The organism is Variovorax robiniae (assembly GCF_037889955.1).
In the GTDB taxonomy this organism is placed as follows: Bacteria; Pseudomonadota; Gammaproteobacteria; order Burkholderiales; family Burkholderiaceae_C; genus Variovorax; species Variovorax robiniae.
The window spans coordinates 12,700-37,049 of record NZ_JBBKZS010000036.1; the positions used below are offsets into that span (position 1 = coordinate 12,700).

A 24,350-nucleotide genomic window follows, 5' to 3' on the forward strand; every position below is an offset into this window, starting at 1 on the left:
GGCCGCGCAGCCGGGCGAGGGCAAGATGTTCAACGGCAAGCGGCTCCACTTGGCAGGGCTGGCGCGTGCTGGACGGGGCATGCTGCCGAAGCGCCGCGCACCGGATGCACAGGCTGCGAATGCTGCGCCCAGGACCCCCTCGGGCGAGGCGCCGGTGGAAGGCGTTCATGTAAGCGCGGCGCAACTCGCCGGGCTCGAACTGGCGGCGCGAGACTTTCACTTCCTGCCGCACCAGCCGGTGCACAGCGTGCTGGCCGGGCGGCATGCCTCGCGGGTTCGCGGCCGCGGGCTCGACTTCGAGGAACTGCGGCCCTACCTGCCCGGCGACGACATCCGCAGCATGGACTGGCGCGTTACCGCGCGCAGCGGTGTGCCGCATGTGCGCGTGTATTCCGAAGAGAAGGACCGGCCGGTGCTGCTATTGGTCGATCAGCGCATGAACATGTTCTTCGGCACCCGGCGCGCCATGAAGTCGGTGAGCGCGGCTGAGGCGGCGTCGCTGGTGGCCTGGCGGGTGCTGATGGATGGCGACCGGGTCGGAGGCATCGTCTTCGGCGATGCGGATTTCACCGAACTTCGCCCGCAGCGCAGCCGCGATTCGGTGCAGCAGTTGCTGGGGGAAATCGTGCGGCGCAACCAGTTGCTGCGCGCGGATGCGCCGGCGGGTCGGGGCGCCGCAATACTGAACCAGGCAATGGAGAAGGCGGCCCGCGTGGCGCACCACGATCACCTCGTGGTGGTGGTGAGCGACTTCGACGGGCACGATGCGCTCACGCGTGATCTCCTGGCCCGCATCGCCGCGCGCAACGACCTGCTGGCCATGGTGGTGCACGACCCCTTCCTGAGCGAGTTGCCGCCATCGGGAGACCTGGTGGTGAGCGATGGCGAACTGCAGGTGGAACTGGGCCTGGGCCGCAACACAGTGCGGCGCGGCATTGCCGAGTTCGTAGATGCGCGCAGCCGCGAGCTGTTTGAATGGCGCCACCGCATCGGCGTGCCGGTGCTGCCCCTCTCGGCGGCCGAGGAAACCGCACCGCAACTGCGCCGCCTGCTGGGACAGGACACCAAACAGGCGCGGCGTGGAGTCATTCGATGAGCGATACGGGCACATCTGCTGCTGCGGCCGCTGGGCAACCGCCATCGCTCTCGCAATTGGCCGACGTGGTTGCGCCACCGCCCATTTCTTGGATGCCGCAGACCGTGGGCTGGAAGGTACTGGCTGTGCTGCTCGTGCTGATCGCCATCTGGCTGGCTTGGCGTGGGACGCGAAACTGGCTGCGCAACCGCTACCGGCGCGACGCACTGGCCGAGTTGCGGCAGATCGAGACATGCTGGAAATCCGACCCGGCCGCGAGCGTCGCGGTATTGACCGCATTGCCGGCACTCATCAAGCGCTGCGCGCTGGCGGCGTGGCCGCGCGAACAGGTGGCCAGCCGAAGCGGCGCCGAGTGGGCCCGCTTTCTCGTCGCCAATGCTGGCCACGCCACGCCTGGCGCCCTCGCGCTGGAGCCGCTCGTGCGCGAGATTCAGTATCACGACGAGCAGGTGCTGCGTCTTGTGCCTCAATCTGATGTGGCGATGCTGATCGAAGCCTCGCGCCAATGGATCCAGGGTCATGTATCAGCTTGAGTTCCCCTGGCTGCTCGCGCTGCTGCCGCTGCCCTTGCTGGTGTGGTGGCTCATGCCGCCCTACCGGGAAGAGAGCGCCTCGGTGCGCCTGCCCTTCTTCGGCGAGGTGGCCAGCGCCGCCGGGCTGAAGCCCGCACCCGGCGCGGTGGTGCCCCGCACGCACTGGCTGCAGAAGGTGATCGCACCGATTGCGTGGGTGCTGGTGCTGCTGGCGCTGGCGCGGCCGCAATTCGTGGAGCCACCCATCGAGAAGGTGCAACCCGCGCGCGACCTGCTGCTGGCATTGGACCTGTCGCAATCCATGGATGCGCGCGACTACAAGCGGCCCGATGGCACCGCCATCGCGCGGGTCGATGCCGTGCGGCAGGTGGTGCAGGACTTCGTGACCCGGCGCAAGGGCGATCGGATCGGGCTCGTGGTGTTCGGCGATGCGCCATACCCTCAGGCGCCCTTCACCATGGACCACGCGCTGGTGCAGACCATGCTCGGCGAGATGATCCCCGGCATGGCCGGCCCCAGTACCGCGCTGGGCGATGCCGTGGGCCTGGGCATCAAGATGTTCGAGCACAGCAAGGCGCCCCAGAAGGTGATGATCGTGCTGACCGACGGCAACGACACCGCCAGCAAGATGCCGCCGCCGCGCGCGGCCGCGATCGCCCGAGAGCGCGGCGTGACGGTGCACACCGTGGGCATCGGCGACCCCGGCGCCACGGGCGAGGACAAGGTCGACCTGGATCTGCTTCGCCAGCTCGCCGCCACCACCGGCGGGCGCTACTTCTTCGCCGGCGACCAGGGCGAACTGGAGCAGATCTACGCCACGCTGGACCGCATCACGCCCGAGAACCAGAAGGTGCTGTCGTGGCGGCCCCGGCGCGAATTGTTCATGTGGCCGTTGGGCGCGGCAGTACTGCTCATCGTTGCCTACCAGCTGCAGATGACGGCCATCGTTCTTGCACGACGCGCCCGTGCGGCGCGTGGTGAGGACGACGATGAGCCGTCAGCGTTGAAGGCTTCGGCGGGCCAGGAGGGCGGCGCGTGATGGATGCGTTGGCCCAGTTCCATTTCCTTCGCCCCTGGTGGCTGCTGGCCTTGCTGCCAGCCGGCCTGCTGCTGTGGGCCATGGCCTGGCGCGACGATGTGCGCAAGCGCTGGCGGCGCACGATCGCGCCGCATCTGCTCGATGCGCTGGTGGTCGAGCGCCGCAGGCGCTGGCAGATCAGGCCGGTGCACCTGACCTCGGCGCTGATGGCGCTCGGCGCGCTGGTCATGGCCGGCCCGACCTGGGAGCGCGAACGGCCGCCCTTCCTGGAAGAGAAGGCGCCGCTGGCCATCGCGATCGACTTGTCGGTCACGATGGATGCGACCGACCTCAGCCCGACCCGGCTGGAGCGGGCCAAGCTCAAGGTGAAGTCGCTGCTGGCCTTGCGCCAGGGCGCCCACACCGCCGTGTACGCCTACGCGGGCAGCACGCACCTGGTGCTGCCGCTCACCGACGATGCTCGGCTCATCCAGACCTTTGTCGATGCGCTGCAGACCCGCATCATGCCCAGGCCGGGCAAGAATACGGCGCTGGCCCTGCGCACCATCGACGCGGACATGGCGAAGGAAGACACGCCCGGCACCATCGTCTTCTTCACCGACGGCGTGGAGGCCAGCGCCAGCGATGCGTTCAAGGCGCAGGTCGACAGCGGTCGCAGCCAGCCGGTGGTGCTGGGCTTTGGCACTGCGCGGGGTGGCGCCATCAAGAGCAGCGATGACGGTGGCGCCGGCGACGCCGGCCGCCCGCGCTTTGCACGGCTCGATGTGGACGCACTCAAGCACTTGGGCCGCGAGGCCGATGTGCCGGTCGCCACCGTCACCGTCGACAATGACGACGATGTGCAATGGGTGCAGCACCGCGTTCAGTCGCACTTGGCGCAGAAGGAGGCGCAGTCCAACGCCCGCTGGAAGGAAGAAGGTTGGTGGTTGGTACTGCCCATCACACTGTTGGCCGCATTGTGGTTCCGCAAGGGCTGGACGGTGCGCTGGGTGTCGGCTTGGCTCCTTGCGTTGATGCTGGCCGGCACAGGCGTTCCGCGCGACGCCATGGCCCAGTTGGTGAGCAGCACCGCTGAAGATTCTTCGGCAAGCAATGCCGCGACGCCGTCCCACGAGTCGCGCTTCATCGACTTGTGGCTCACGCCCGACCAGCAGGGGCGGCGAGCCTACGAGAAAGGGCAATTCGCCAAGGCCGCCGACTTGTTCCAGGATCCCATGTGGCGCGGCATGGCGTTGTACCGCGCAGGCCGCTTCGAACAGGCACAACGGGCCTTCGCCCAGTTGGACTCCGCGGAGAGCGACTTCAACCAGGGCAACTCGCTCGCGCAGCGGCGCCGCTTTTCGTCCGCTGCAACGCTCTACACGTTGGCCCTGCAACGCCGTCCCGACTGGAAAGAGGCGCAGGCCAACCTGGCACTGATGAAGGCACTGATCGCGCAGCAGAACAAGCAAGGCGAGGCGGAAGCCCCTGACGTGAAGGCAGACCAAACAGAAGTCGACAACAACAAGAATGACAAGGGCGGCAAGCAGATGCAGGTGCTGGCCGAGCAGAATGCCGACACCTGGATGCGCAACATCCAGACTGCGCCCACGGCGCTGCTGGCGCGCAAGTTCAGGATGCAGGCGGAACAGCCCGCTCCCGCCATTTCGCAGGGATCGCCGGGATCGCATGCCTCGACAACGCCAACGGCCTCTGGAGCCAAGCCATGACAGGGACCGGGTCCCGCGCGATCTGGATTCGCCTGGTGGTCATGCTGGCCGTGCTGTTCGCCATCGGGTCAGGCCATGCTGCATCGCGTCCCGCCATCCAGGCGAAGGTTGTGGGCGCTCAGCCGGCGCTGGTGGGGCAGCAGGTCTCCATCGAGGTGACGGTCATCGCCCCCAACTTCTTCCTGTCTGCACCGCCCTTTCCGCAGTTGGACGTGCAGGGCGCCGTCATCACCATGCCGGACGACCGAGGCGTTCACGGCGTGCAGCAGCAGGACGGCCAGACCATGGCATTCATTCAGAAGACCTATGTCTTCACGGCCCAGCAGCCCGGCGAGTTCGATCTTCCGCCGGTGAAGATGGAGTTCAGCTACCAAGGCGAGGACGGCAAACCGCAACGGGCAAGCCTCAGCTTGCCGCCCACGCGCATCACGGCGCAGTTGCCTGCGGGCGCCAAGGGCGCTGCTTCCGACGTCAGTGTAATACCTGCGGTGCGCCTTGCCGTGCGTCAGAGCGTGGACCGGGACGTGGGCCGCCTGGCGGCTGGCGACACGCTCGTGCGCACCGTGGAGATCGACGCACCCAACACACCCGCCATGCTGATTCCGCCGCCGGATTTCGAAGCGCCGTCCGGCGTCAGGCTCTACAAGGCCGACCCGGTGCTGCATGACGTGAACGGGCAAGGCGGCAGCTTCTCTGGCGGCCAGCGGATCGAGCGCGTGACGTACGTGTTCGAGAAGTCCGGCCGCTACAGCTTGCCGGCCGTCACGTTGAAGTGGCTGGACCCGCAGACGCAGACACCTGCGACGGTGCAGGCCCCCGCTGTACAGGTGCAGGTGGGCGGCAGCGTCAACGCCGGCGACCGCATTGCACCCGAGTTTCCGATCGGTACGGCCGCCGAGCCTGCGAGCAAACCGATTCGCTGGAGACTTGTCGCCGCGCTGGCAGGCGCCTTGCTGCTGCTGTTGGCGCTGGGCTTGCTGGTCCATCGTCGGCTGCCCGCTTGGCGCCGTCGTCGCCAGGCGCAGCAAGCATCCCATGCCCGATCGGACGCCGTCATGTTCGAGGCCGTACTGGCCGCCTGCCGGGCGAACGATGCGTCAGGCGCCCATCGTGCTTTGCTGATGTGGAGCCAAGTGCACACGGGCGGCACGCCGCAGGCCTGGTCCAATGAACAGGGCGGCGGCGACCTGGCAAGGCAGCTCGACTTGCTGAATCGCCATCTCTACCGGGCGGCTGCGCAGACCGCGTGGTCCGGCAGCGCCTGTGCGTCTGCGCTGGAAGCAGCTCATCGACACTGGATTGAACGCGTGCCGAGAGTCGAGGGTCCCTTTGCGGCGGTGCGGGTGCTCGGGCCGCTCAATCCGTTTGATTCAGGTTCCCGTGACGCACGGATTTCAGAGCGCAATGGGACTACGAAGCCCGCCGCGTAACTATCGTCACCGTAGGCCGTCGGAAGGCCGGAGACGGCAGGCGCACAACGCGCCGGGAGTTGATCATAGGCCTCGGTTCCACAGGCTATGTGGCGCTCTACGAAATCCTTCCGCGCCAGAGAGTCAGGGTGTTGGCGGTTCAACATCAGCGCGAAGAGGACTATCACTGAGGTCCGCTCGTGGTGCATTTGTGCAACGCACCCCTCGCTTCGCGTGTCTCGCAAGAAGCGATCAGGGTTTCGGCGACCTCCAGTGCGCCGCGTAAATGATGATGCGCTGAGGATGGCGTTGAACCCCTGGCCTCCGGTTGACGGCCTGCTGCCGGCACGACTTGTTTCGGCCGCTCTCGCCGCTCAGCTTATCCTTCCACTGGATCCCGGACACCTGATGCAAATGTGATGACCTCCGAATTCAACTATCCCATCCTGCTGTTCATCGTCGCGCTTTTCGTGTTGTCGTTTGCGGCCTGGTTCGGGCGGGCGGTGCTCAGACGAAGGCGACCTGCAGACGACGGCGCCTCAGAAGATTTTGGGGTGATCCTCGGTGCGACGCTGGGGCTGGCCGGCTTGATCATCGGATTCACTTTCTCGATGGCTGTTGGCCGGTACGACCAGCGCAAGAATCTGGAAGAAGCAGAAGCCAACGCCATCGGCACCGAGTACGTGCGGGCGGACCTGATTCCTGCCGCCGATGGGGCAAAGGTGCGCGCGCTCCTGAGCGCCTACACGGACCAGCGCATCCAGTTCTACACCACACGCGACAAGCTTGAACTTCAGCAGGTCAATGACAGGACGCTCCGGCTCCAGGACGAACTCTGGAACGCGGTCAAGGCCCCCGCGCTTGCCCAGCCCAATCCTGTCTCGGCGCTGGTGGTGGCTGGCATGAACGACGTGCTGAACTCGCAGGGCTATACGCAGGCTGCGTGGTGGAACCGGATTCCCCCCTCCGCATGGATGTTGATGTTCGCGATTGCCATTTCCAGCAACCTGCTCATCGGCGTCGGACTGCGAAGTTCCGCCAGGCGGCCCTACCTGCTGCTGGTTCTTCCATTGGTGCTGTCGCTAGCCTTCTTGCTCATCGCGGACATCGACACGCCACGGGCGGGATTCATTCATGTCGTCCCACAGAATCTGCTGGCACTCAAGGAATCGATGCGTCCACGATAGATTGGAGTCCGCGTCGGCGATGATGGTGCGATGCCGCATTCCAAATTCGAGCATGCCGCTGCGCCACAGAGTCGTTGACTTCCTGCTGCTGAGTCTGTCTGCGCTTGCAGGCTGGCAAGGGCTGCCCGCGCATGCAGCGCCCGCGCCCGACGTCCTGGTCCTGTTTTCCAACGACCGTCTGCTGCCCGCAAACATCGAAGTGGACCAGGGGTTTCGCAGCACCTTGGCGAAATCACCGGCCGCCGAGACAGAGGTCTTCGCCGAGTTCCTCGACACGCCAACCTTCTCGGGCGAGCGCTACGAACAGGCTGTGGCCACCTACCTCAACGAGAAGTACGGCTCACGAATGCCGTCCGTTATCGTCGTTGCCGGGCGGCCCGCGCTCGAGTTCATGCTGCGGCACCGCGCAGCACTCTTTCCCGATGTCCCGGTGGTCCATCTGGCGATCGATCAAGAGGTCCTGCGGGCCATGACCCCGCTGCCTGCCGATATCGTCGGCGTGCCGGTTGTCTACGATTTCGAAGGCACGATTCGCCAAGCTCTTCAATGGCATCCCTCGGCAACACGACTCGTGGTGGTCACGGGCGCGAGTGCTTCCGATCGGACCTACGAAGCCTCGGCACGCGCTGCAGTCGCACGCATCCAAGGGCTGCCTCCAGTTGAGTTCCTCGCCGGCCTGTCGACCGCGGAGGTCAAGGAGCACCTGTCTCGGTTGGCCAGCAGCGATGTGGTGTTCACGCCGGGCTACTTTCGGGACGGCGCCGGCCAACTCTTCGCCCCGCGGGAAGCCGCCGCCCTCATGGCGGCAGCCGCGCCGGCACCGGTCTACGGGGCGTTCAGCACCTTCATTGGCTCCGGTATCGTCGGCGGGCGCATGCCGTCCTATGTGGAGATGGGCCGCGAGGCAGCGCTCGCAGTCGAGCGCCTGGTCGAAGGGACGCCGCCGGCGCAGCTGCGCATGCCGGCGTTGGTGCCCGCCCAGGTGCAGGTCGACTGGCGGCAGGTGCGCCGATGGGGCATTGGCGCGGAGAAGGTCCCCGTCGACGCCATCGTGCACTTCAAGGAGCCAACGCTTTGGGAGGCCTATCGCGTCCAGGCGCTGAGCGCGCTGGCGGTGCTGTTGCTGCAAGCCGCGCTCATTGCCGCCTTGCTTGTTGAACGGCGCCAGCGCAGGCGCACCGCCTCGGCACTGGCGCAAAGCGAGCAACGCATGAAAGTTGCAGCACGCGCCGCGCGCTTGACGAACTGGGCCTGGAACGTTGCCCGATGGACGCCCGGGCCATCCAAGGAACAAGCCGGCGTCTTGGCGCGGGTGCTCGAATCCGTGCACCCGGCAGATCGGGATGCCGTGGCGCACGCGGTGCGGCTGGCAGTCGAAAACGGCAAAGAGCTTGACGTCGAATACCGAATCCGACACTCCGATGGCAATTTGCGTTGGATGGCCGCGCGCGGACGGGTCAACGTCGACACGGAAGGCGGCGGGAAGCAGTTGACCGGCGTGTCCATCGACATCACTGCGCGCAAGAATGCCGAGTTGCAGGCCGAACGCGACCGCGCCGCGCTGACCCACATGACGCGTGTCTCCACCATGGGGCAGTTCTCCGCCTCGATCGCGCACCAACTGAACCAGCCCCTGGCCGCCATCCTGGGTAACGCAGAGGCCGCGCGCATGATGCTGAGCCGCGAGCATCCCGACCCCACGGAGTTGCGCGCGATCTGCGACGACATCGTGAGCGAGGACAAGCGAGCGGCCGAAATCATCCGGCGGCTGGGCGCACTCTTCAAGCGCGGAGAGATGACGTTCGCGTCGTTGGACCTCAACGAACTGGTGCTCGAGACGCTGGAACTGGTCCGCACGGAATTGGCGAACCGCCAGGTCACGGCGCGAACGCTGCTGAAGAGTGGGCTGCCACCCATTCAGGGCGATCGAGTCCAGTTGCAGCAGGTGCTCCTCAACCTGATCCTCAATGCTTCAGATGCGATGGCGGGCATGGAAGGACCGAGCCGGCTGCTGCTCCTACATACCGCCGGGAGTGGCGACCAGGTTCATCTGACCGTCATCGACCACGGCCCAGGCATCGCGGACGAACAGCTGCCTCATGTGTTCGACGCTTTCTGGAGCACCAAGGTCGATGGCACCGGCGTTGGCCTGGCGATCTGCAAGTCGATCGCCACAGCGCACAATGCCATGATCGCGGCGCAGAACAACCCCGAGGGCGGCGCGACCTTCCGCGTCAGTTTCCCGGTACAGCCGCGAACTTGAAGACCGGAAAAGTGAGGTGCCATCGCGCTCGCATCATGGGGCGTCTGCAAGCCAGCACGGTGCCGCGACCGATGCCCGTTGCCGTCCGACCGGGCATCGCAAAACTAAACCAAAGTTCAGTGCCGCGCCAAGGCAAGCAGCGATAGGGTTCGCTGGTGGCCACCGCTCCTTCGCTCATCGCCGTTGTGGACGACGAATCCGCCGTGAGGACCATGCTGGGGCGCGTGCTCCCGCTAGCCGGCTACAGTGTCGCGCCCTTCGCCACGGGCGAGGATTTCCTCGCCTCGCTGCCCGCGGCATTGCCGGCCTGTGCCATCGTCGACATTCATATGCCGGGCCTCGATGGCTTCGCGGTGCTGGCTCGGCTGCGCAATGCCGGCTATGCCATTCCCATCATTTTCATCACCGCCAGCGACGATGACAGTCTCGACAAGGCGGCGCGCGAGGCCGGCGCCAACAAGTTGCTGCGCAAGCCATTTTCCAGTGAGGCGCTGATGGCCGCAATTGCCGCGGCTCTCACCGTCGCCGAGACTTGAACAAAGTCCAGTTTTAGAGACGCGCGCGTGCTGGAAAAGCTCTTGTTGAGTCCTCCTTGCGATCATCGGTGTCTGGGTCATGTCGTCCACGCATGAAAGTCTCCGGACGAGAATGAAACAAGGGTCTTCCGCACTTTGTGTGAAGCCCAAGTGGGAGGGCTTGATTGCGTCTCCGGTCGACCTCATCTCTGGACGACATGGCCAGTGGTATCGGTGTAATCGATCGCGTTCTCGCTCGGGTGGGCAAGCGCGTCGTCGGCTGCATCAATCGGCGAGGGTATCTGGTGGTGCAGGCGCGCAGTACCGTGCGCGCCGCGCCATGTCCGACCTGCCGGTGCTGGAGCGGTCGTCTGCACGGAAGCTACTGTCGCCAACTCGCGGAGCGCCCCGTCCTTGACGAGCAGGTCGTGCTCTCTGTTGAAACGCGGCGCTTCAAGTGCCTGAACAATGACTGTCCCCGTCGAACATTCGCCGAGGATATCCACGCGTTGGCGGGCCGGCATCAACGTCGCACCCGATCACATGCTCGGGCCTTGCATGCACTGGGTCATGCCCTGGGTGGTGAGGCGGCCAGGAGGCTCGCCGCCGAGTTGGGTTTGAGCACCAGTGCTGACACCGTGTTGCGGGAGCTGCGCCGATCGGCTGTGACCCGACGCAAGCACCTCCCTCGAGTCGTTGGCATCGACGACTGGGCGATTGCCAAGGGTCACCACTACGGGACCATCGTCGTCGATCTGGAACGTCGCGAGCCGATCGAGGTTTTCGCCGGGCGTGAAGCGACTGCAGTGGCCGCCTGGATGCGTGCCAATCCCTCTATTCGGGTCGTCGCCCGGGATCGGGCTGGGGCCTACTCCGAGGCCGCAGACATTGCACTCCCGGCAGCCACCCAGGTCTCTGACCGCTGGCATCTGCTGAGCAATCTGCGCGACAACGTCGAAAGAATGCTGCATCGACTGGGACCGCAACTGCGCCAGGCGGCGCAGCAGGTCACCGTTGGCGGTGTGACACTGGGGCGTCAGGGGTTGCCGCGAGGCGCTGGACTTCGCGGATGGCAGCGCCTGAGTGATGACCGGCGTGCCGCACGTCTGGCGTTGTACGAGAAGGTGATGACGCTGCGCACCCAGGGCGGCACCGTGAAAGGCATCGCGCGCGAACTGTCGATCGACTATCGAACCGTGCGCAAGTTCGTCACCAGCAGCGCCTTTCCGGAGCGCGCACCGAGGGCGCGGGGTCCAACGCCGTTGGATGCCCACCGGCGCTATATCGAGGAGCGGATTGCCCAAGGCTGCCACTGTCCGACGCTGATCTGGCAGGAAGTCCGGCAGCGGGGCTATACCGGCTGTCGCGCCACTGTGCTCGGCTGCGTCGCGCGCCTGCTGTCTCCGCAGGGCAAGCCCGCGTCGGCCGTCGCTCCTGTACGCACCCTGCCATCTCCGTCGGCCCGGCGCGCATTCGGCTGGCTGGTGGGATGGAGAAAGCTGGCATTCAAAGAGCCCAAGCATGTTGATCACGAGCGGTTCGTGCAGGCGCTGTGCAAGATCGAACCGGTGGTCGCCGAGGTCCGCAGCCTTGCGCGTGAGTTCCTTGGACTCATGCACCGGCGCCGTCCTCGGGAGTTCGATCGTTGGCTTGAGCGTTTGTCGAAGTGCAGCGCGCCCGAGATGCGAAGTTTCGCGAAGAGCTTGCGCAACGACCTGGCCGCCGTGCGGGCGGCCTTCACGCTGCCGTGGAGCAATGGCCAGACGGAGGGCCATGTCAACCGCTTGAAGTTCCTCAAGCGCCAGATGTACGGACGGGCAAGCGTCGAGTTGCTACGGCTGCGAGTTCTGGGCCAGAACTGACGCACGAACGCGCGCATCGATATTGCCGACCGCGGTCCATCGATAAGACCGGCGACTGTGCACGAACCGCCGAACCGCCTGCGCTCGCGGATTGGATAGCCAAAGACCGGCCCGTGCCAGTTACGGAGACCTGAGCCCTTTGAATATTCCTCGCCGATCACGGATGCACAGATGCACACGCCGCATCCACATCCGCGTCACACAAAGTGCGGAAGACCCTGAATCACTTTCTTCTACGTCATGGGGGCGAACGCTGTCGCTCGCGCGCGTCCAGCCTGGTGTGCCGTGGCTCTGGGCAGTTGGGCTGGCCCGGCAGCATACTGCTGAGCCCAACCGGAGTCGAACATGGCCCTGGAAGCGATGCACGACGCGCTCTATGCACGCTTGGACTACCTCGTTTCCAGCAAGGCAAAAAAGGCGGATTGGCAGTGTTTATGGAGCATGGTGCAGGCAAATCCCGGAGAGCCTATCCCTTGCCCTGTGTGCTTGGTCGAGTTCGACAGGGTGAGCGGCGTCAACGTCCGCCCTGACGTCGGGGATTTGGCGGCGGCCCGATGCGAACTTTGCGGCACCTGGTATCACTGGTTTGATGCGCACTGACCAAAACTGCGCAGCCTCGCCCTGCCGCTCGCCTCGCGATTCAGGTTGATGACGTCGCAGCATCCGCTCAGCCAGCGACCTTGCACGACCGTCTGCGCGCGTGGCCTGGATAGCCCCGGTTTTACTCGGCAGTCCGTAATATTGCGGCTCTGCGCCTGCACGAACTCGTCCGTGCGGCGCGCCTCGATGAGCGTGTCGTTGGCAACGGGCAAGCCAGCGTTCGGCTAGGCCGCGCCACGTCGATGGCACTTCGCTTTGCGGGACGGCCGTGCCGTGGAGCTCCGAGCGGTTTGCCCCGCCGACGAGGCCGAACTCCTGCAAGCCTTTGAGCGCATGAGCAGCGACGCTCGATACATGCGCTTCATGCACGCCATTCGTGAGCCCGACATCGAACGTGTGCGCAGCGCGCTCGCCTCGTTTCCCGAGAAGGGGATCGGGCTGGTGGCGACCGTCCCGGCAGCCGATGGCATCGACATCGTCGGCAGTGCAATTGCCGTTTTCGCAAACGACGGGGCAAGCTGCGAGTTCGCGATCACTGTCGCGTCCGCATTTGGCGGCGCCGGGCTTGCGACGACGCTGATGAATGCGCTCATCGACGAAGCAAGACGTCGCGGAAGAACGCAAATAGAAGGCTTCGTGTTGACGCAGAATCAGCCGATGCTTCGCCTTGCAAGGCGTCTCGGATTCAGCGTCGAGATGGAGCCCGGCGATCCTTCGGTTCGCGTTTGCAGGATGGCCTTAAGCAAGCCTTCCGATGCCGCAGCGGCGAGGCCCTGAGGGCTGCCGTCAAAAGACCGTCCCGCTGTTGGGGCTGACCGTCTGACCAACCAGGTAGTGCTCATCGGATTCGGGTCACACACCAGGGACGCGTATTCCTTCCACTTGCCCAGACGTCCAAGCGGAATCAGTTGATGCAGGCTGTTTCGCCTTAAAGACGCGACGCGGCGCCGGCACTTGGCTTCCCCGCGTCTGGTACGCAAAAGGTCCCCGTTTGGACGTACTGCCACCGCGAAAGTAGCTGCCCGGCGACTGCGCCGTGGACCCAGTCGAGGCAAGACTTTGCAGTCCGCAAGAATTCCCAGACTGCGATACGAAGAACCAGCGGCAATTCGCGGTTGAACGGTGTTGGGCCTGCATCTGGTTTTTCCGGTTGCGCCGCCGCCATCCATTGCTGTGCCGGGCTGCCGCCGATGCCCCCAAACCGCCCTCCGCTCGTCGTGCTGAGATCGTGAAGAAGGATTCGCCCGGAAAATGCATGCCTGTGTCCTTGGGCGCAGAGCGTCAGGACAGCGCTTGCCCAATTGTTTCCGGTGCGCCATCATGCTCGGCAAGCGGTCAGAGCATCGCTTTTGCTGTTTCTCGAGGAGGTTACCGTTGCCGTCTCGAACGATGCTCCTCGCGCGCGGAGCCTTCAACTTGCTCTTCGGCCTGGGTTCGCTGGCATGGCTGCTCACGCACGATGGTCAACGCCTTGCTCGGGGAGGCACCTATGCACTGATCGATGGCATCCTTGGTGTTTTGCTAGCCTTCGCGCTCTACCGCTCAAAGAATGATGGGTGGCTGATCGCATTAGCGCTCTCCGACGGATTGATCCGCCTGCTGATCGGCAGTCTTATGTTCGCGAATCCAGGGATGGAACGGATGATCTTGGGAAGCGCACTTTTCATGACCGGAATCGTCCTGGCGTGCATCGCGCTGGGCCTCGTAGGGATGGCCTATTCGCTCATTCGCGGCGCGCGCACGTCGTCAAGGGACGCAGTCGCAATGGCCTTGCCAGCGTTCTTTGTCAGCATGTTTACGTTGCTCCTTGGCGTGGGACTGGCGGTTGGATTGATGGGTGAGCAACAGCAAATCATGTTGGCTTGTTACGCGCTGGCGCTGGGCCTCGTCCTCCTTTGGGCAGGTCGGCGAACCGGTCGACGCCCCACGTCGCCTTTCTCCGCTGGTTGATGGATTGAGTTTGCGTCTAAAGCAAATTGCCGGTGGCTGCTCACCTCGGGACAGCAGGGAGCTTCACTTGCTTGACGTCCTTGTCACACCCTCCCGTCAGTCCAGGAAGCGGACCCAGCCCGACTCGAGTTCGTAGACCGCACCGATCAGCTTCATTTCTCCCTCCGCGAGGCGCGCCTGGACTTCCCACGTGCCGAGTAGCGCTCGGACCGTATAGCGCACGTTGGCCTCGACCGCAGCGTGCAGCAAGGCCTCGTGCGGCTGCGACGAATCGAGATCGTCGAGAGCCGGCTCGATGCCTTCGAGCAAGGTCTCGATCCGGCTTTGTTGTGCGACACCATGAAACTTTGATGCGATCGCGGCGTCCACGGCCCCGCATCCTTCGTGGCCCATGACGACGAAAAGCGGCGTGCGCAGATGCAAACCCGCGTATTGCAGCGTGCCCAGGATCGCGGGCCCGAGCACGTTGCCCGCCACGCGAATGACAAACAGCTCCCCGAATGAGGCGTCGAACACGAGTTCGGGGGGCACGCGGCTGTCGCTGCATCCCAGGATCGTGGTGTGGGGATGCTGCCCTTTAGCGAGGTCCGCGAGGACCTCCTTCTGCACGGTCGGGAAGCGCGCAAGGCCACTGACGAAACGCTCGTTCCCCGCCTTGAGGCGCTCGAGCGATTCTTCCGCGGTGAATGGGTGGGGATGACTAGCTGCCACGATACGAGGCGCTGCGCAGTTGTTCGGGGATGCTACCCAACGATGCGGCCAAGGCCAAGCCCGGAAGCTCAACCTTTCCAACGCCTTGCGAGGACGCGGCGCCGCAAATTTAAGAAGGCGGCGCGACTTGACTGGCATGCACCAGCTTGCTGGTCGAACTGAGGCAGGATCAGTTTCGCTTGCCGGCCTGATAGGAGAGCACTTGTGCGAGGCCCACTTCCGCGATGGCCGCGTCGGCGGCGCGCACGACCAAGCGCAGGCGAATGGCGACAGGCTTTTGGCCCCGGCCGGCTTGCTGCCGCGAACTTCCAGGCGGGTCGCTGCGCCAGAGCCTCGAAGCCACCGCAAGCCCGGATGCCGAAGTCACGCTCGGCGCCGACAAGGGCTATGACGCGGCCGAATTCGTTGAGGCGCTCCACCGCATGAAAGTCACGCCGCACGTCGCTCAGAACAAGTCGGGGCGTCGCTCGGCGGGGGCTGACGAGATCGCGCAGAGCGAGGGCTATGCGATCTCGCAGCGCAAGCGCAAGCTCATCGAGCAGGGGTTCGGATGGGCCGTTCGTCGGTCCCATCCGGCAGGTGATGGTCCGCGGCACCCAGAACGTTGACCCGCTGTTCGTGCTGACGACGGCCGCCTACAACCTCGTGCGCATGCGGCCTTTGGAAGTCCGTCCCTTGGTTGTGTAACGGGTCGCTGAGTGACCCAAATGCACCTCATATTCGGGAAATCAGCGACGGCAGCGGGTCTGGAACGCCGAAATACCAAATCTGCAGTTTCGAGCGTGGAGGGAGACGCGTGCGCGCTGGTACTTCAGGAGCCTGATAGGACACGCTGGAACCAAACCCGCATGCGGCAGGCCATCAGACGGCCGATTCCCACTCGGTCTGAACGGCAAACCCGACGATTGCCAACGCTCCGGCCGTGTGGAGCACACTTTCAGGCACGGTGCTGCAACATGCATCCTGCCCCCACCCCATTGCGTCCGAAGCCAATGCGTCCCCACCCTCGGACGATGGCATTTGCGTGCCTGGTGCTGACGATGCTCGCGTTCGTGGTCATGTTCGACTGGAATTGGGTCCGTCCGCCGCTGGAGCGCTACATCTCGAGCAAGACCGAGCGCGAGTTCGGAATGTCGGACCTGCATGTCAGCCTCGGCCTCACGCCGACAATTCGCATGCGCGACGTCTACTTTGCCAATGCGCCCTGGTCGCACGAACGCAGCGCCAATGGCCCGCATCGATGAGCTCGAATTCTCGATCTCGCTGCGCGACCTGCCCGACAAGATCCTAGTGCCGCGAGCCACCCTGACGCGTCCGGACCTGGTCTTCGAACGGTTGGCCGACAACCGTAAAAACTGGATCCTTTCCGACCCGTTGGATACCCGGCCGAGCAAGCTGCGCATCAGCACGCTGTCGTTCCATAACGGACGCATGCGCTATGTCGATCACGGCGTGCCCGTCCAGATCGACGTGGTTGGCGACACCTTCGAACCGGCCAGCCTCGAAGAGGTCCGGAGCGCTCCGGGCACCCCCGGGAACAATCGCTACATCACACGGTATGAGTTCAAGGGCAACTACCACGGCACAGCCTTCTCGGGCCATGCGCTGACTGGCGAAGTGCTTAGCCTCGCGGAATCCGGTGCGCCGTTTCAGTTCAAGGGCGAAATTGTCGCCGGATCGACCAAGGTTGAGGCCGAAGGAGAGATCGCCGATGCCGCCAACATCTCGGCCATCGACGCGCAATTGCACATCGAAGGCCAGACGTTGGCTAGTCTGTATCCCTTCTTGCTCCTGCCGCTTCCGACATCGCCACCCTATCGATTGCAAGGGCACCTGATCTTCGAAGGCGGTCGCTACACGATGGACGACTTGAGCGGGCGGATCGGCTCGACCGACATCACCGGCCACGCCACCTACGTCGACAAGGAACCTCGCCCGCTGCTGACTGCGGATGTGCAGAGCCGTCTACTCGACATCGCCGATCTCGGCCCGCTGATTGGCATGGAAATCCCGGGCTCCGGGGGCGGCCGGCGCGGTGCCAAGGCCACTTCACATGCCACCGAGCCCGACCGTCTGCTGCCGGCGGGCTCGTTCGATGCCAGCCGCCTGCAGCAGATGGATGCTGACGTGACGCTGATCGCGAGCGAGTTGAGGGTACCCCAGGCGCTGCCTCTGGAAAGCCTCACCGCCACGCTGCATCTGCACGATTCGATCCTGAGGATCGCCCCGCTAGACTTCGGCTTCGCCGGCGGCACCATCGCGTCGCAAGTGATGCTCGATGCGCGCGAGCCCACGATCCGATCCGAGGTACGCGTCGACATCCGAGGCGTGGAGGTCGGCCGTTTGTTTCCTCGCAGCGAGGCCATCGCCAAGGGCGCCGGCCGCGTGGGCGCGGTGCTCGAACTCAAGGGCAGCGGCAATTCGATCAGTGATGCGGCGGCCTTCGCCGACGGCCGCGTGGCTGCCACAATCGCGGACGGCCGCGTCTCCAACCTGCGCGATGCCGCGAGTTCGCTCAACGGCGGCAAGGTGTTGAGGCTGCTGGCCAGCGGCGATCGTGACATCCGTGTCAATTGCGGCGGCATCGAGTTCAACGTCGAGCGCGGACGCGGGACATCGAAGCTGTTCGTCATCGACACCGAGCAGACGCAAGTCCTCGGAGGCGGCAGCTTCGACCTTGCGAACGAACGCTTCGACATCCTCGTCGCACCCAAGCCCAAGCAAGCCGGCATGCTGTCTATGCGCACGCCAGTGCGCATCGCCGGCAGCTTCATGAGGCCCGGCTACCGGTTCGAGAAGGGGCCGCTACTTGCGCGCGCAGGTGGCGCCATCGCGCTAGCCACGGCAGCTCCGCTGGCGGCGCTGTTGCCGCTTATTGAAACTGGCCCGGGCAAGACTACCGACTGCGCCGCCGTGCAGCAGCAGCTCGGATCGGCTGTTCGGCAGGCCACTGCGCCGGTCGCGCGCAAGTGATCGCAGCGCAACACTCAATTGTTCAGCGGGCGCTCACCAGCAGCAACTCGACAAGGCTCTCGGCGCCGGCTATCCAGCGCTTGACCTGCGGCTATGGCCGGGCGTGTACTGATGCGTTCATGCCAGTTTTGCCAACTCTTCCTGAGTGATCGAGCGATCGTGCCAGCTTCGAGAAACGCCTTCGCAAGATGCGCCGATGACTCTGGAGTCGTCCAGTCGAACCTGACCGTCGCGGTCGACTCCAACAACTGACCGAAAAAGTGCGCGAAAGCGGCACTCACACAAGTGCGCGACTCAGGCCGCGTCGCGGGTGCAATTAAAGCCTAACTGTGATGCGCGCGACACATCCAGGAATCCACTTGAGGGCTCCCCGCCTTAGGGTGCGCGGCAGCGCTCGCGGCTGTTTCTCAGGCAGCTTCCGCCTTCCCACCGTACGTCTGGCTGGGGAGGCGCACCATTCGCAAGCTCGCCACGTCCGACTATGGAGGCGCGTGGCCTGAACCTGTCACCCGCTGTCGATGACGCGATTCTCGAACGTGTCGCTGCGCTTTGGCGTTCACAGGCATTGCGTGGCGTGGTGCGCTCGATGTTGCCGAGGCGCGCCAGCCGAACATTTGTCCTCGTTTCAGGTTTCAGGAGACCGTGAGCTGCATGCGCCGACTGAGCAGCGGAACGTGCTGGCATGAGTATTCGCCCGGCCGTTGCCGGCGCTTGCCGCTGAGCGGTTTGTGCCGACACCTGGAAGCCCCGTGAGGCGCCAGGTGACCTGTCGTCAATGGGTTCGGGCTGTCGCTTTTCGAACGTGCCCTCAATCTTCGGGGTGGAGCGCTTCGTCCAGGGGTTGGATCCCCAGCGCGCCACCCAGCCCCTGGGAATCGGGAACGCGTGCAAGCACGCGGTCTTCCGCGAACGCAAATTTCTCGTCGATCGTTCGATCCAGGAGTTCGAGTTGCCCGCGCAATTCGGCGTGTCGATGCCTAGGCAAGGTCTGCATCAGGTTGACCAGCATCGAGCGCAGCCGCCGCACGATCTGGATACTGCCGGCGCCGCAATGCCGTATTTCGGTGCAGCTGAGGTGAACAAAATCCTCCCAGTTCGGTGTGCGCAGGACCAGTCGCAATTCACCGGCCGCGTCGCGGACTTCTTCGCCGCGCAGGTCGCGCTGCCCGACCAGTCGCAGCAGATGATGCAATTGGTCGATTGCCATCACGGCCGTGGTCGGATCGTTAATCGCGGCCGACAGCGCCTTGATCGCGATGTCGACTAGGATACGGAAGGCGAAGGCCGGATCCTGCTCGAGCGTGCGTTCGGTGCCCAGCACGACGGCCGCCCGCAACCAACGCTCATCGATAGCGCTCGCATTGCCGTACAACCTGAACAGGGGTTCATCGACTGCCAGGAAGTCGCCGACCAGCGGCACGAACTCGACGACGCCATCGGCATGTCTGGCCGCTGCGACCAGCCCCTTGACATTTAGCGCGAGCACCACGCCCGAGGCATCCGCATGAAGCACCGTCCGGTCCGGCTCTCCGAGCCGCCGGGTCACGGGCGGCTTCGGGCGAACGGTCGGGTCGGGATAGATCACGCGGATGACCTGCGTACCGAACTGCCCCACGCGCGCGACGATGCTGATGGGCCGCAGCAATCGCGCCGCATAGTCGATCAAAAAGAGAAAGGTCATCAGGGAGATGACCCCCAGCAACGCCGCGAGGAAGATATCGAGTTGATGCACCGACTCGCCGGTGCGCGACAACACCTGCACCGCGAAAACCAGACTGAAGACGAAGCAACCCACGGTGCCGCGGATCACGTTGTCCCGCAACAGCGTCGTCGCGATGATGCGTGGCGTGTACTGCCCGCCCGCCACCTGGATGGCCACCAGCAGGGAGCCGAAGGTGAACACCAGGAACGAGAGGTTCAGCGTCAGCACCGTTTCCAGCAGGGATCGCGCGCCGGTGACGGACAAGGCCAGCAACGAGTTCGTATCGTCCAGCATGCCGGCCCGCAGCAGCCACTCGTCGATCCACTGCACAACAACGCGGAACGCCTGGTTGGCCACTAGCGCCAAGATCGGCACCAGCCACAGCGAACCGCCGAGATAACTCTTGACGGCATACCTCCAGTTCCAGCGGATGCGTCTCAGGCCACGCGGCATTTGCATTGGTGTTCCTTGGGACTCAAGTCGGCGGAAGCGGGAAGCTTGCGGGATGCCTGCGCAGGCGCGCGCCGATGGCCGCGCGCAACAGGAAGTAAAGAAGTAGCTCCGTCGGCGCCATCACCAGCACGTTGCCCAGCATGTCCCCGTCTTCGCCGCGAACATCTCGCTGGGCTGCATGCTGGAGCTGGTGCCGGTGTGACGGACTTCTTCGGCCTGCCGCTCCAAGTGCCGCACGTATTGTCATCGCCGTCGTCGCCGGATGCTTGTTGGCCAGCGTTGCATGCGCAAGCTGGATCACGATGAAGCTCCTGGAATACAAGAGTCCGAGCGAGAAGCCGCTCCAGAACGCCGACAGCGGGATCGCCAACACGCCGAACTTGAGCAGCACCGAGAAGCCTGCGATGAAGCCGCCGCTCGCCGGCCGCCGCCGGCCGCCGGCGGCCGGCAGTAGCGTGCCGCGGCATTCGGCGCGATCGCGCGTGATTTGGTGCTCGCCGACTTCTGCGCCGCGCTCCGCGACCTTGGCAGCCAGCAGCAAGTCGTTGTTGGCGATCAGCGCGCGGATGCTGTATCGCTCGCCACTGACCAGGTTCTGTGCAATGGCGGGATGCGGCTGCTCGGAGAACAGGCAGTCGATCAGGTCCCGGATTCGCACCATGTGCGCGCAGCTGACGCAGCCGGAACACCGGCTCGGCCGAGATGCCTTTCTCCTCGAGATGCGCGTAGACTGAAGCGGCGGCCTCACGGCAACCCGCCAGCCGCTCGCGGAAGGCCTTGAACGCGGCCCTCAGGGCTTCCGGATCGCGCGGCCGGCGCAGCGCTTCGTCGCGCAACCGACCAGGATCGACCATCAATTCGCGGAAAGGCTGCCCCGCGCGCACCGGATCGATCATGCGCAGGCGCAACGATGCGGCGCAGCAGGTCTGCATCGAGTTGCTGGAGCCATGCGGCGTTCGAGTCCACCGGCAGCGCCGATCGCAGCACGCTGGAGGCATCGATGGTCTCCGGCGCGGCCGGCAACAGGCTGCGCCGCAAGGACGCGCCAAATTCGCTCAGAAATGCGCTGCGTGGCGAGAAGCCGTGGTCAGCCAGCATCGCGGTCAGTTCGACCTCCCGTACGAACACCGTCCACCATTCCCGCACCCGCGCCTCGACCGCAGCGCAGGCCTCGATGGCCTCCAGAAACTGTCTCACCCGGCCCACGGATCTCGCATTCGGATTGAGCAGGTCGAGGAGAAACCGCAGTCGCGGATCGGCAGCGGCCGTGCCCGGCGCTGCCGCGCCGAAGGCGCCGTCACGCCCGTCGCATCTGGCGCGCAGTTCGCTGCCCATGCCGTCCCGGCCAGCAGCGCTCTATTTCTTGGCAGCAGGATCGACCGACAGCGCTACCGCCTCGGTATAGACCGCATGGAGCTGATCGCCCACCTTGATCAACTTCAACTGCTCGGGATCGCGGACCTTCAAGTCGATCTCATGCTCTGGGCCGCGCAGCGTGATAACGCGGGACTTTTTGTTGACGGCCGTCACGTCGGCCGTGACTTCGACCTTCTGGCCAAGCACGCCCGCCGGGCGCTCGCCTTGCGCAGACCGGGCACCGCTCGGAGTCTCGACCTTGCTTCGCAGTTCCTTGCCGTCCTTCATCAAGGTCAAGGTCAGCGCCTGCGCGTAGCTCACCCTGACCTGATCACCGACTTTGACCTGTTCCAGGTTGCGTGCCTCGGGACCGATCGCCATCGCAATCAGCTTGCCGTGGGAGTTCTTGAGGACCACATGGCGCGTCGGCAGGTCGATGGCCTCGACCACACCGGAGACCCGGACGACCTCGGTGATGGTGCCTGTGCCAGGCGCCGTCGAGGCCGCCATCGCGTGGGCGGGATTGTCTTTCGAGATCGCAGGTTGCAGCAGCGTGCCCAGCAGCGCCATCGCTGCAAGCGAAGTCACGGTCCTCATAGGCTCCTCCTTGGATTGTTCAGACGGTCATCTAGCATGCACCCACGCCTGTCGAGTCAACTTGACGGAGATCAATTGAATTGGAAAACCTCGCGTCTGCGTCGGCGCGTCGAAGGGGTGTCCACGGTCAATACCGAAGTCATCATGACCTGCCCCCTCCCAGCCGTACCAACGTAATGGCAGTGAAGTCCGTCAACTTGGAGAATGACGGACATGAGAAAGAGCAGGTATACCGAGGAGCAGATCATCGGTTTCATCAAGCAGGCCGAGTCCGGCCTGCCGATCAAGGATCTGTGCCGCAAGGGCGGCTTCAGCGACGCGACCTTCTACAAGTGGCGCGCCAAGTACGGTGGCATGGACGTGCCCGATGCGAGACGGCTGCGTGAACTCGAGGCCGAGAACAACAAGCTCAAGAAGCTGTTGGCGGAGGCCCACCTGGACATCCACGCACTGAACACCGCGTTCGGGGTAAAGCGTTAGCCCCACAGGCCAAGCGTGCCGCCGTCGCCACCATGATCGAGCAATGCGATCTGAGCGAGCGGCGCGCATGCAGGCTTGTGGGGCTCTCCCGTGACAGCTATCGCAATCCACCTGAAGTCGATGCCATGACCCAGGAGCTCAGCAGCAAGATCGTCGAGATCGCGCATGTGCGCCGGCGTTTCGGCTATCGGCGTATCCACGACATGCTGCGCCCGCACTTCCCTGGCGTGAACCACAAGAAGGTTTACCGGCTCTACAGCGCGGCCAACCTGGCGGTGCGCAAGCGCAAGAAGGTCAAGCGGCCGGCCAACGAGCGCGTGCCGCTGCAACTGGCCCGCACGGTCAATGAGGTGTGGAGCATGGACTTCGTCAGCGACAGCTTGAGCACCGGACGGCGTATCAAATGCCTGACGGTGGCCGACGACTTCAGCCACGAGTGCGTGAGCATCTCAGTGGACTGGGGCATCTCTGGACAGTACGTGACGCGGCTGCTGGACCAGGCGGCTGTCTTCAGGGGCTACCCAATGGCTGTTCGCACCGATAACGGACCGGAGTTCACCAGCCGCGCCTTCATGGGCTGGGCGCAGACCCATGGCATTCGCCACATCCTGATCGAGCCGGGCCGACCCATGCAAAACGGCTACATCGAGAGCTTCAACGGCAAGTTCAGGGACGAGTGCCTGAACGAGCAATGGTTCGAGACGCTGCAGCAGGCCAGATCGGCCATCACCCTCTGGCGCCAGGACTACAACGAAGTCAGACCTCACAGCAGCGTGAGTGTCCGAGATTCCCCGTCATTGCCTGAGGCGGCCTGATCGGCGAAGTTCATCTCTCCCTATTTCGGAGAGTGCAATGACGGATCAAGCAGGACCGGTCGAGGCCGGCGTGTCGCAGCGCGTGCGCGTGGACTGGCGAACTGGCCAGACGATGGTGCAGCATGACGAGAGCTTCTGGCGAGACCACGAACAGCGTCGCCTGGAGCAAGGCGTGAGCGTACCGCAGTACTGCTCGGCCAATGGCCTGGCACTGTCGACCTATCGGCATCGCGTGAGCGGCAAGAAGCGCTCGAGCGCGAGTGCTGCGGCAGCGAAGCCGACGCCGTCACGAGCAGCCGCATTCGTGCCGGTGTCGACTGCTCGCTCGGAGGTCGCGGCGCTTGTGGAGGTCGCCCTGGAGGGCATGACGCTGCGCCTGAGCGGCGAGGCCGCCGAACGCGTCCTGTACAGCGTGATGGCGCGCCTCGGATGATCCTGTCGTCAGCGATCCGGGCCTACGTGTATGGCGAGGCCGTTGACATGAGGAAGTCCATCGACGGCCTGTCGCAGATCGTGGCGGCCGCGATGGGCATGAACCCGCTGTCGGGTCAGGTCTTCGTCTTCATCGGGCGACGCCGCGACCGCGCGAAGCTGCTCGTGTGGGATCGCCACGGATTTTGGGTCCTCTACAAGCGTCTCGAGGCGGGCCGCTTCACCGACCCCGCGCGGCTGCACGCAGGCGGCATCGCGATGAGCGAGCTCGTCGCATGGCTGGAAGGGATCGACCTGAGTCGAACGAGACGGTTGCGGACGCTCGACGTGAGCGTCGTCGCCTGAGGACGGGGGGACTTCAGGCCTTCAAGGCAATCGGCAATTCACCGACTGCCCGCAGCGCGGTCGCGCTGAGATCATCGACACCCATGCAACTGCTGGCTGTCCCCGTCGATCGATCGAGCCTGCCCGACGACGTCGAGGTGCTCAAGGACATGCTGGTGGAGGCCGCGCAGGCCTTCCAGGGGCTGCGGGCGCAGGCGAACCAGCAGATGAGTTCGCTGGCCGCGCAGCTGGCCGAGTTCAAGCGCCGGGTGTTCGGCGCCCGCAGCGAAGCGCTCGCGGTGCTGCAGCCCGAACTGTGGCAAGACGTCGTCGAGCTCCCGGTG

Annotated in this window: 20 protein-coding genes and 3 pseudogenes; 19 read left to right on the forward strand and 4 right to left on the reverse strand. The window is 64.8% G+C overall.

Annotated elements, in window-relative coordinates:
• The first annotated feature begins 79 nt into the window (after positions 1 to 79).
• The 12 genes from WKW79_RS34615 to WKW79_RS34675 all read left to right on the forward strand — a co-directional run bounded on the left by WKW79_RS34615 (position 80) and on the right by WKW79_RS34675 (position 14,163).
• Entirely contained in the window at positions 80 to 1,096 is a 1,017-nt protein-coding gene (locus tag WKW79_RS34615; RefSeq protein WP_340339768.1) for a DUF58 domain-containing protein, read from the forward strand.
• The gene (locus WKW79_RS34620; protein ID WP_340339769.1) at positions 1,093 to 1,629 is read left to right on the forward strand and encodes a DUF4381 domain-containing protein; all 537 of its coding nucleotides are present in this window, start codon (positions 1,093 to 1,095) and stop codon (positions 1,627 to 1,629) included. The genes WKW79_RS34615 and WKW79_RS34620 overlap by 4 nt, the downstream gene beginning before the upstream one ends.
• A complete protein-coding gene (locus tag WKW79_RS34625) occupies positions 1,616 to 2,668 on the forward strand; it encodes a vWA domain-containing protein (protein WP_340339770.1) in 1,053 nt (350 codons plus the stop codon). The genes WKW79_RS34620 and WKW79_RS34625 overlap by 14 nt, the downstream gene beginning before the upstream one ends.
• Positions 2,668 to 4,377, forward strand: a complete 1,710-nt coding sequence (locus WKW79_RS34630) for a VWA domain-containing protein (RefSeq protein ID WP_340339771.1) — start codon at positions 2,668 to 2,670, stop codon at positions 4,375 to 4,377. Before WKW79_RS34625 ends, WKW79_RS34630 begins: the two co-directional genes overlap by 1 nt.
• Entirely contained in the window at positions 4,374 to 5,807 is a 1,434-nt protein-coding gene (locus tag WKW79_RS34635) for a BatD family protein (protein WP_340339772.1), read from the forward strand. Before WKW79_RS34630 ends, WKW79_RS34635 begins: the two co-directional genes overlap by 4 nt.
• Positions 5,808 to 6,205: 398 nt before the next feature.
• On the forward strand, positions 6,206 to 6,973 hold the full coding sequence (locus WKW79_RS34645) for a bestrophin-like domain (RefSeq protein WP_340339773.1): 768 nt from the start codon (positions 6,206 to 6,208) through the stop codon (positions 6,971 to 6,973).
• A 52-nt stretch (positions 6,974 to 7,025) separates the two neighbouring features.
• Entirely contained in the window at positions 7,026 to 9,236 is a 2,211-nt protein-coding gene (locus tag WKW79_RS34650) for a sensor histidine kinase (protein WP_340339774.1), read from the forward strand.
• A 155-nt stretch (positions 9,237 to 9,391) separates the two neighbouring features.
• Positions 9,392 to 9,772 (forward strand): response regulator transcription factor, encoded by a 381-nt coding sequence (locus WKW79_RS34655; protein ID WP_340339775.1) that lies wholly within the window; start codon positions 9,392 to 9,394, stop codon positions 9,770 to 9,772.
• 197 nt (positions 9,773 to 9,969) lie between these two features.
• Complete coding sequence (locus WKW79_RS34660; RefSeq protein WP_340339776.1) at positions 9,970 to 11,613, forward strand: ISL3 family transposase; 1,644 nt, start codon at positions 9,970 to 9,972, stop codon at positions 11,611 to 11,613.
• 345 nt (positions 11,614 to 11,958) lie between these two features.
• Positions 11,959 to 12,213, forward strand: a complete 255-nt coding sequence (locus WKW79_RS34665; RefSeq protein ID WP_340339777.1) for a hypothetical protein — start codon at positions 11,959 to 11,961, stop codon at positions 12,211 to 12,213.
• A gap of 273 nt (positions 12,214 to 12,486) precedes the next feature.
• On the forward strand, positions 12,487 to 12,990 hold the full coding sequence (locus WKW79_RS34670) for a GNAT family N-acetyltransferase (protein ID WP_422824026.1): 504 nt from the start codon (positions 12,487 to 12,489) through the stop codon (positions 12,988 to 12,990).
• Positions 12,991 to 13,629: 639 nt separating this feature from the next.
• Positions 13,630 to 14,163, forward strand: coding sequence for a hypothetical protein (locus WKW79_RS34675; protein WP_340339779.1), 534 nt, complete (start codon positions 13,630 to 13,632; stop codon positions 14,161 to 14,163).
• A gap of 96 nt (positions 14,164 to 14,259) precedes the next feature.
• Here WKW79_RS34675 and WKW79_RS34680 read toward each other — a convergent pair whose 3' ends face one another.
• Positions 14,260 to 14,874 carry a carbonic anhydrase gene (locus WKW79_RS34680; protein ID WP_340339780.1) on the reverse strand — a complete coding sequence of 205 codons (615 nt, stop codon included), beginning with the start codon at positions 14,872 to 14,874 and terminating at the stop codon, positions 14,260 to 14,262.
• Positions 14,875 to 15,230: 356 nt separating this feature from the next.
• Here WKW79_RS34680 and WKW79_RS34685 point away from each other — a divergent pair.
• From WKW79_RS34685 to WKW79_RS34695, 3 genes and pseudogenes are all read left to right on the forward strand, one after another.
• Positions 15,231 to 15,561, forward strand: a pseudogene (locus WKW79_RS34685) (IS5/IS1182 family transposase); the annotation flags it as partial.
• A gap of 326 nt (positions 15,562 to 15,887) precedes the next feature.
• Entirely contained in the window at positions 15,888 to 16,118 is a 231-nt protein-coding gene (locus WKW79_RS34690) for a hypothetical protein (protein ID WP_340339781.1), read from the forward strand.
• Positions 16,102 to 17,847: an AsmA family protein gene (locus tag WKW79_RS34695; RefSeq protein WP_340339782.1), complete on the forward strand. Its 1,746-nt coding sequence runs from the start codon at positions 16,102 to 16,104 to the stop codon at positions 17,845 to 17,847. The genes WKW79_RS34690 and WKW79_RS34695 overlap by 17 nt, the downstream gene beginning before the upstream one ends.
• An 808-nt stretch (positions 17,848 to 18,655) precedes the next feature.
• On the opposite strand, the gene WKW79_RS34700 is transcribed toward WKW79_RS34695, so the two are convergent.
• The 3 genes and pseudogenes from WKW79_RS34700 to WKW79_RS34715 form a co-directional block, all read right to left on the reverse strand.
• Positions 18,656 to 20,008, reverse strand: a complete 1,353-nt coding sequence (locus WKW79_RS34700; protein WP_340339783.1) for a DUF2254 domain-containing protein — start codon at positions 20,006 to 20,008, stop codon at positions 18,656 to 18,658.
• 16 nt (positions 20,009 to 20,024) lie between these two features.
• Positions 20,025 to 21,337, reverse strand: a pseudogene (locus WKW79_RS37145) (hypothetical protein).
• Between the two features lie 21 nt (positions 21,338 to 21,358).
• Positions 21,359 to 21,928 carry a hypothetical protein gene (locus WKW79_RS34715; RefSeq protein ID WP_340339786.1) on the reverse strand — a complete coding sequence of 190 codons (570 nt, stop codon included), beginning with the start codon at positions 21,926 to 21,928 and terminating at the stop codon, positions 21,359 to 21,361.
• A 240-nt stretch (positions 21,929 to 22,168) separates the two neighbouring features.
• Between WKW79_RS34715 and WKW79_RS34720 the strand changes: the two are divergent.
• From WKW79_RS34720 to WKW79_RS34735, 4 genes and pseudogenes are all read left to right on the forward strand, one after another.
• Positions 22,169 to 23,208 (forward strand): annotated as a pseudogene (locus tag WKW79_RS34720) (IS3 family transposase); the annotation flags it as partial.
• 79 nt (positions 23,209 to 23,287) lie between these two features.
• Positions 23,288 to 23,683 (forward strand): IS66 family insertion sequence element accessory protein TnpA, encoded by a 396-nt coding sequence (gene tnpA / locus WKW79_RS34725; protein WP_340339788.1) that lies wholly within the window; start codon positions 23,288 to 23,290, stop codon positions 23,681 to 23,683.
• On the forward strand, positions 23,680 to 24,027 hold the full coding sequence (tnpB, locus tag WKW79_RS34730) for an IS66 family insertion sequence element accessory protein TnpB (RefSeq protein ID WP_340339789.1): 348 nt from the start codon (positions 23,680 to 23,682) through the stop codon (positions 24,025 to 24,027). The genes tnpA and tnpB overlap by 4 nt, the downstream gene beginning before the upstream one ends.
• Positions 24,028 to 24,110: 83 nt before the next feature.
• Positions 24,111 to 24,350 (forward strand): hypothetical protein (locus tag WKW79_RS34735; protein ID WP_340339790.1); only part of this gene is annotated, 240 nt, incomplete at its 3' end.

Coding starts and splice junctions, on each gene's coding strand:
- WKW79_RS34615 (WP_340339768.1), top strand. CDS start 80: ATGCTGCCGAAGCGCCGCGCACCGGATGCACAGGCTGCGAATGCTGCG.
- WKW79_RS34620 (WP_340339769.1), top strand. CDS start 1,093: ATGAGCGATACGGGCACATCTGCTGCTGCGGCCGCTGGGCAACCGCCA.
- WKW79_RS34625 (WP_340339770.1), top strand. CDS start 1,616: ATGTATCAGCTTGAGTTCCCCTGGCTGCTCGCGCTGCTGCCGCTGCCC.
- WKW79_RS34630 (WP_340339771.1), top strand. CDS start 2,668: ATGGATGCGTTGGCCCAGTTCCATTTCCTTCGCCCCTGGTGGCTGCTG.
- WKW79_RS34635 (WP_340339772.1), top strand. CDS start 4,374: ATGACAGGGACCGGGTCCCGCGCGATCTGGATTCGCCTGGTGGTCATG.
- WKW79_RS34645 (WP_340339773.1), top strand. CDS start 6,206: ATGACCTCCGAATTCAACTATCCCATCCTGCTGTTCATCGTCGCGCTT.
- WKW79_RS34650 (WP_340339774.1), top strand. CDS start 7,026: ATGCCGCTGCGCCACAGAGTCGTTGACTTCCTGCTGCTGAGTCTGTCT.
- WKW79_RS34660 (WP_340339776.1), top strand. CDS start 9,970: ATGGCCAGTGGTATCGGTGTAATCGATCGCGTTCTCGCTCGGGTGGGC.
- WKW79_RS34665 (WP_340339777.1), top strand. CDS start 11,959: ATGGCCCTGGAAGCGATGCACGACGCGCTCTATGCACGCTTGGACTAC.
- WKW79_RS34690 (WP_340339781.1), top strand. CDS start 15,888: ATGGCATTTGCGTGCCTGGTGCTGACGATGCTCGCGTTCGTGGTCATG.
- WKW79_RS34695 (WP_340339782.1), top strand. CDS start 16,102: ATGGCCCGCATCGATGAGCTCGAATTCTCGATCTCGCTGCGCGACCTG.
- WKW79_RS34700 (WP_340339783.1), bottom strand. CDS start 20,008: ATGCAAATGCCGCGTGGCCTGAGACGCATCCGCTGGAACTGGAGGTAT.
- WKW79_RS34715 (WP_340339786.1), bottom strand. CDS start 21,928: ATGGCGCTGCTGGGCACGCTGCTGCAACCTGCGATCTCGAAAGACAAT.
- tnpA (WP_340339788.1), top strand. CDS start 23,288: ATGACGGATCAAGCAGGACCGGTCGAGGCCGGCGTGTCGCAGCGCGTG.
- tnpB (WP_340339789.1), top strand. CDS start 23,680: ATGATCCTGTCGTCAGCGATCCGGGCCTACGTGTATGGCGAGGCCGTT.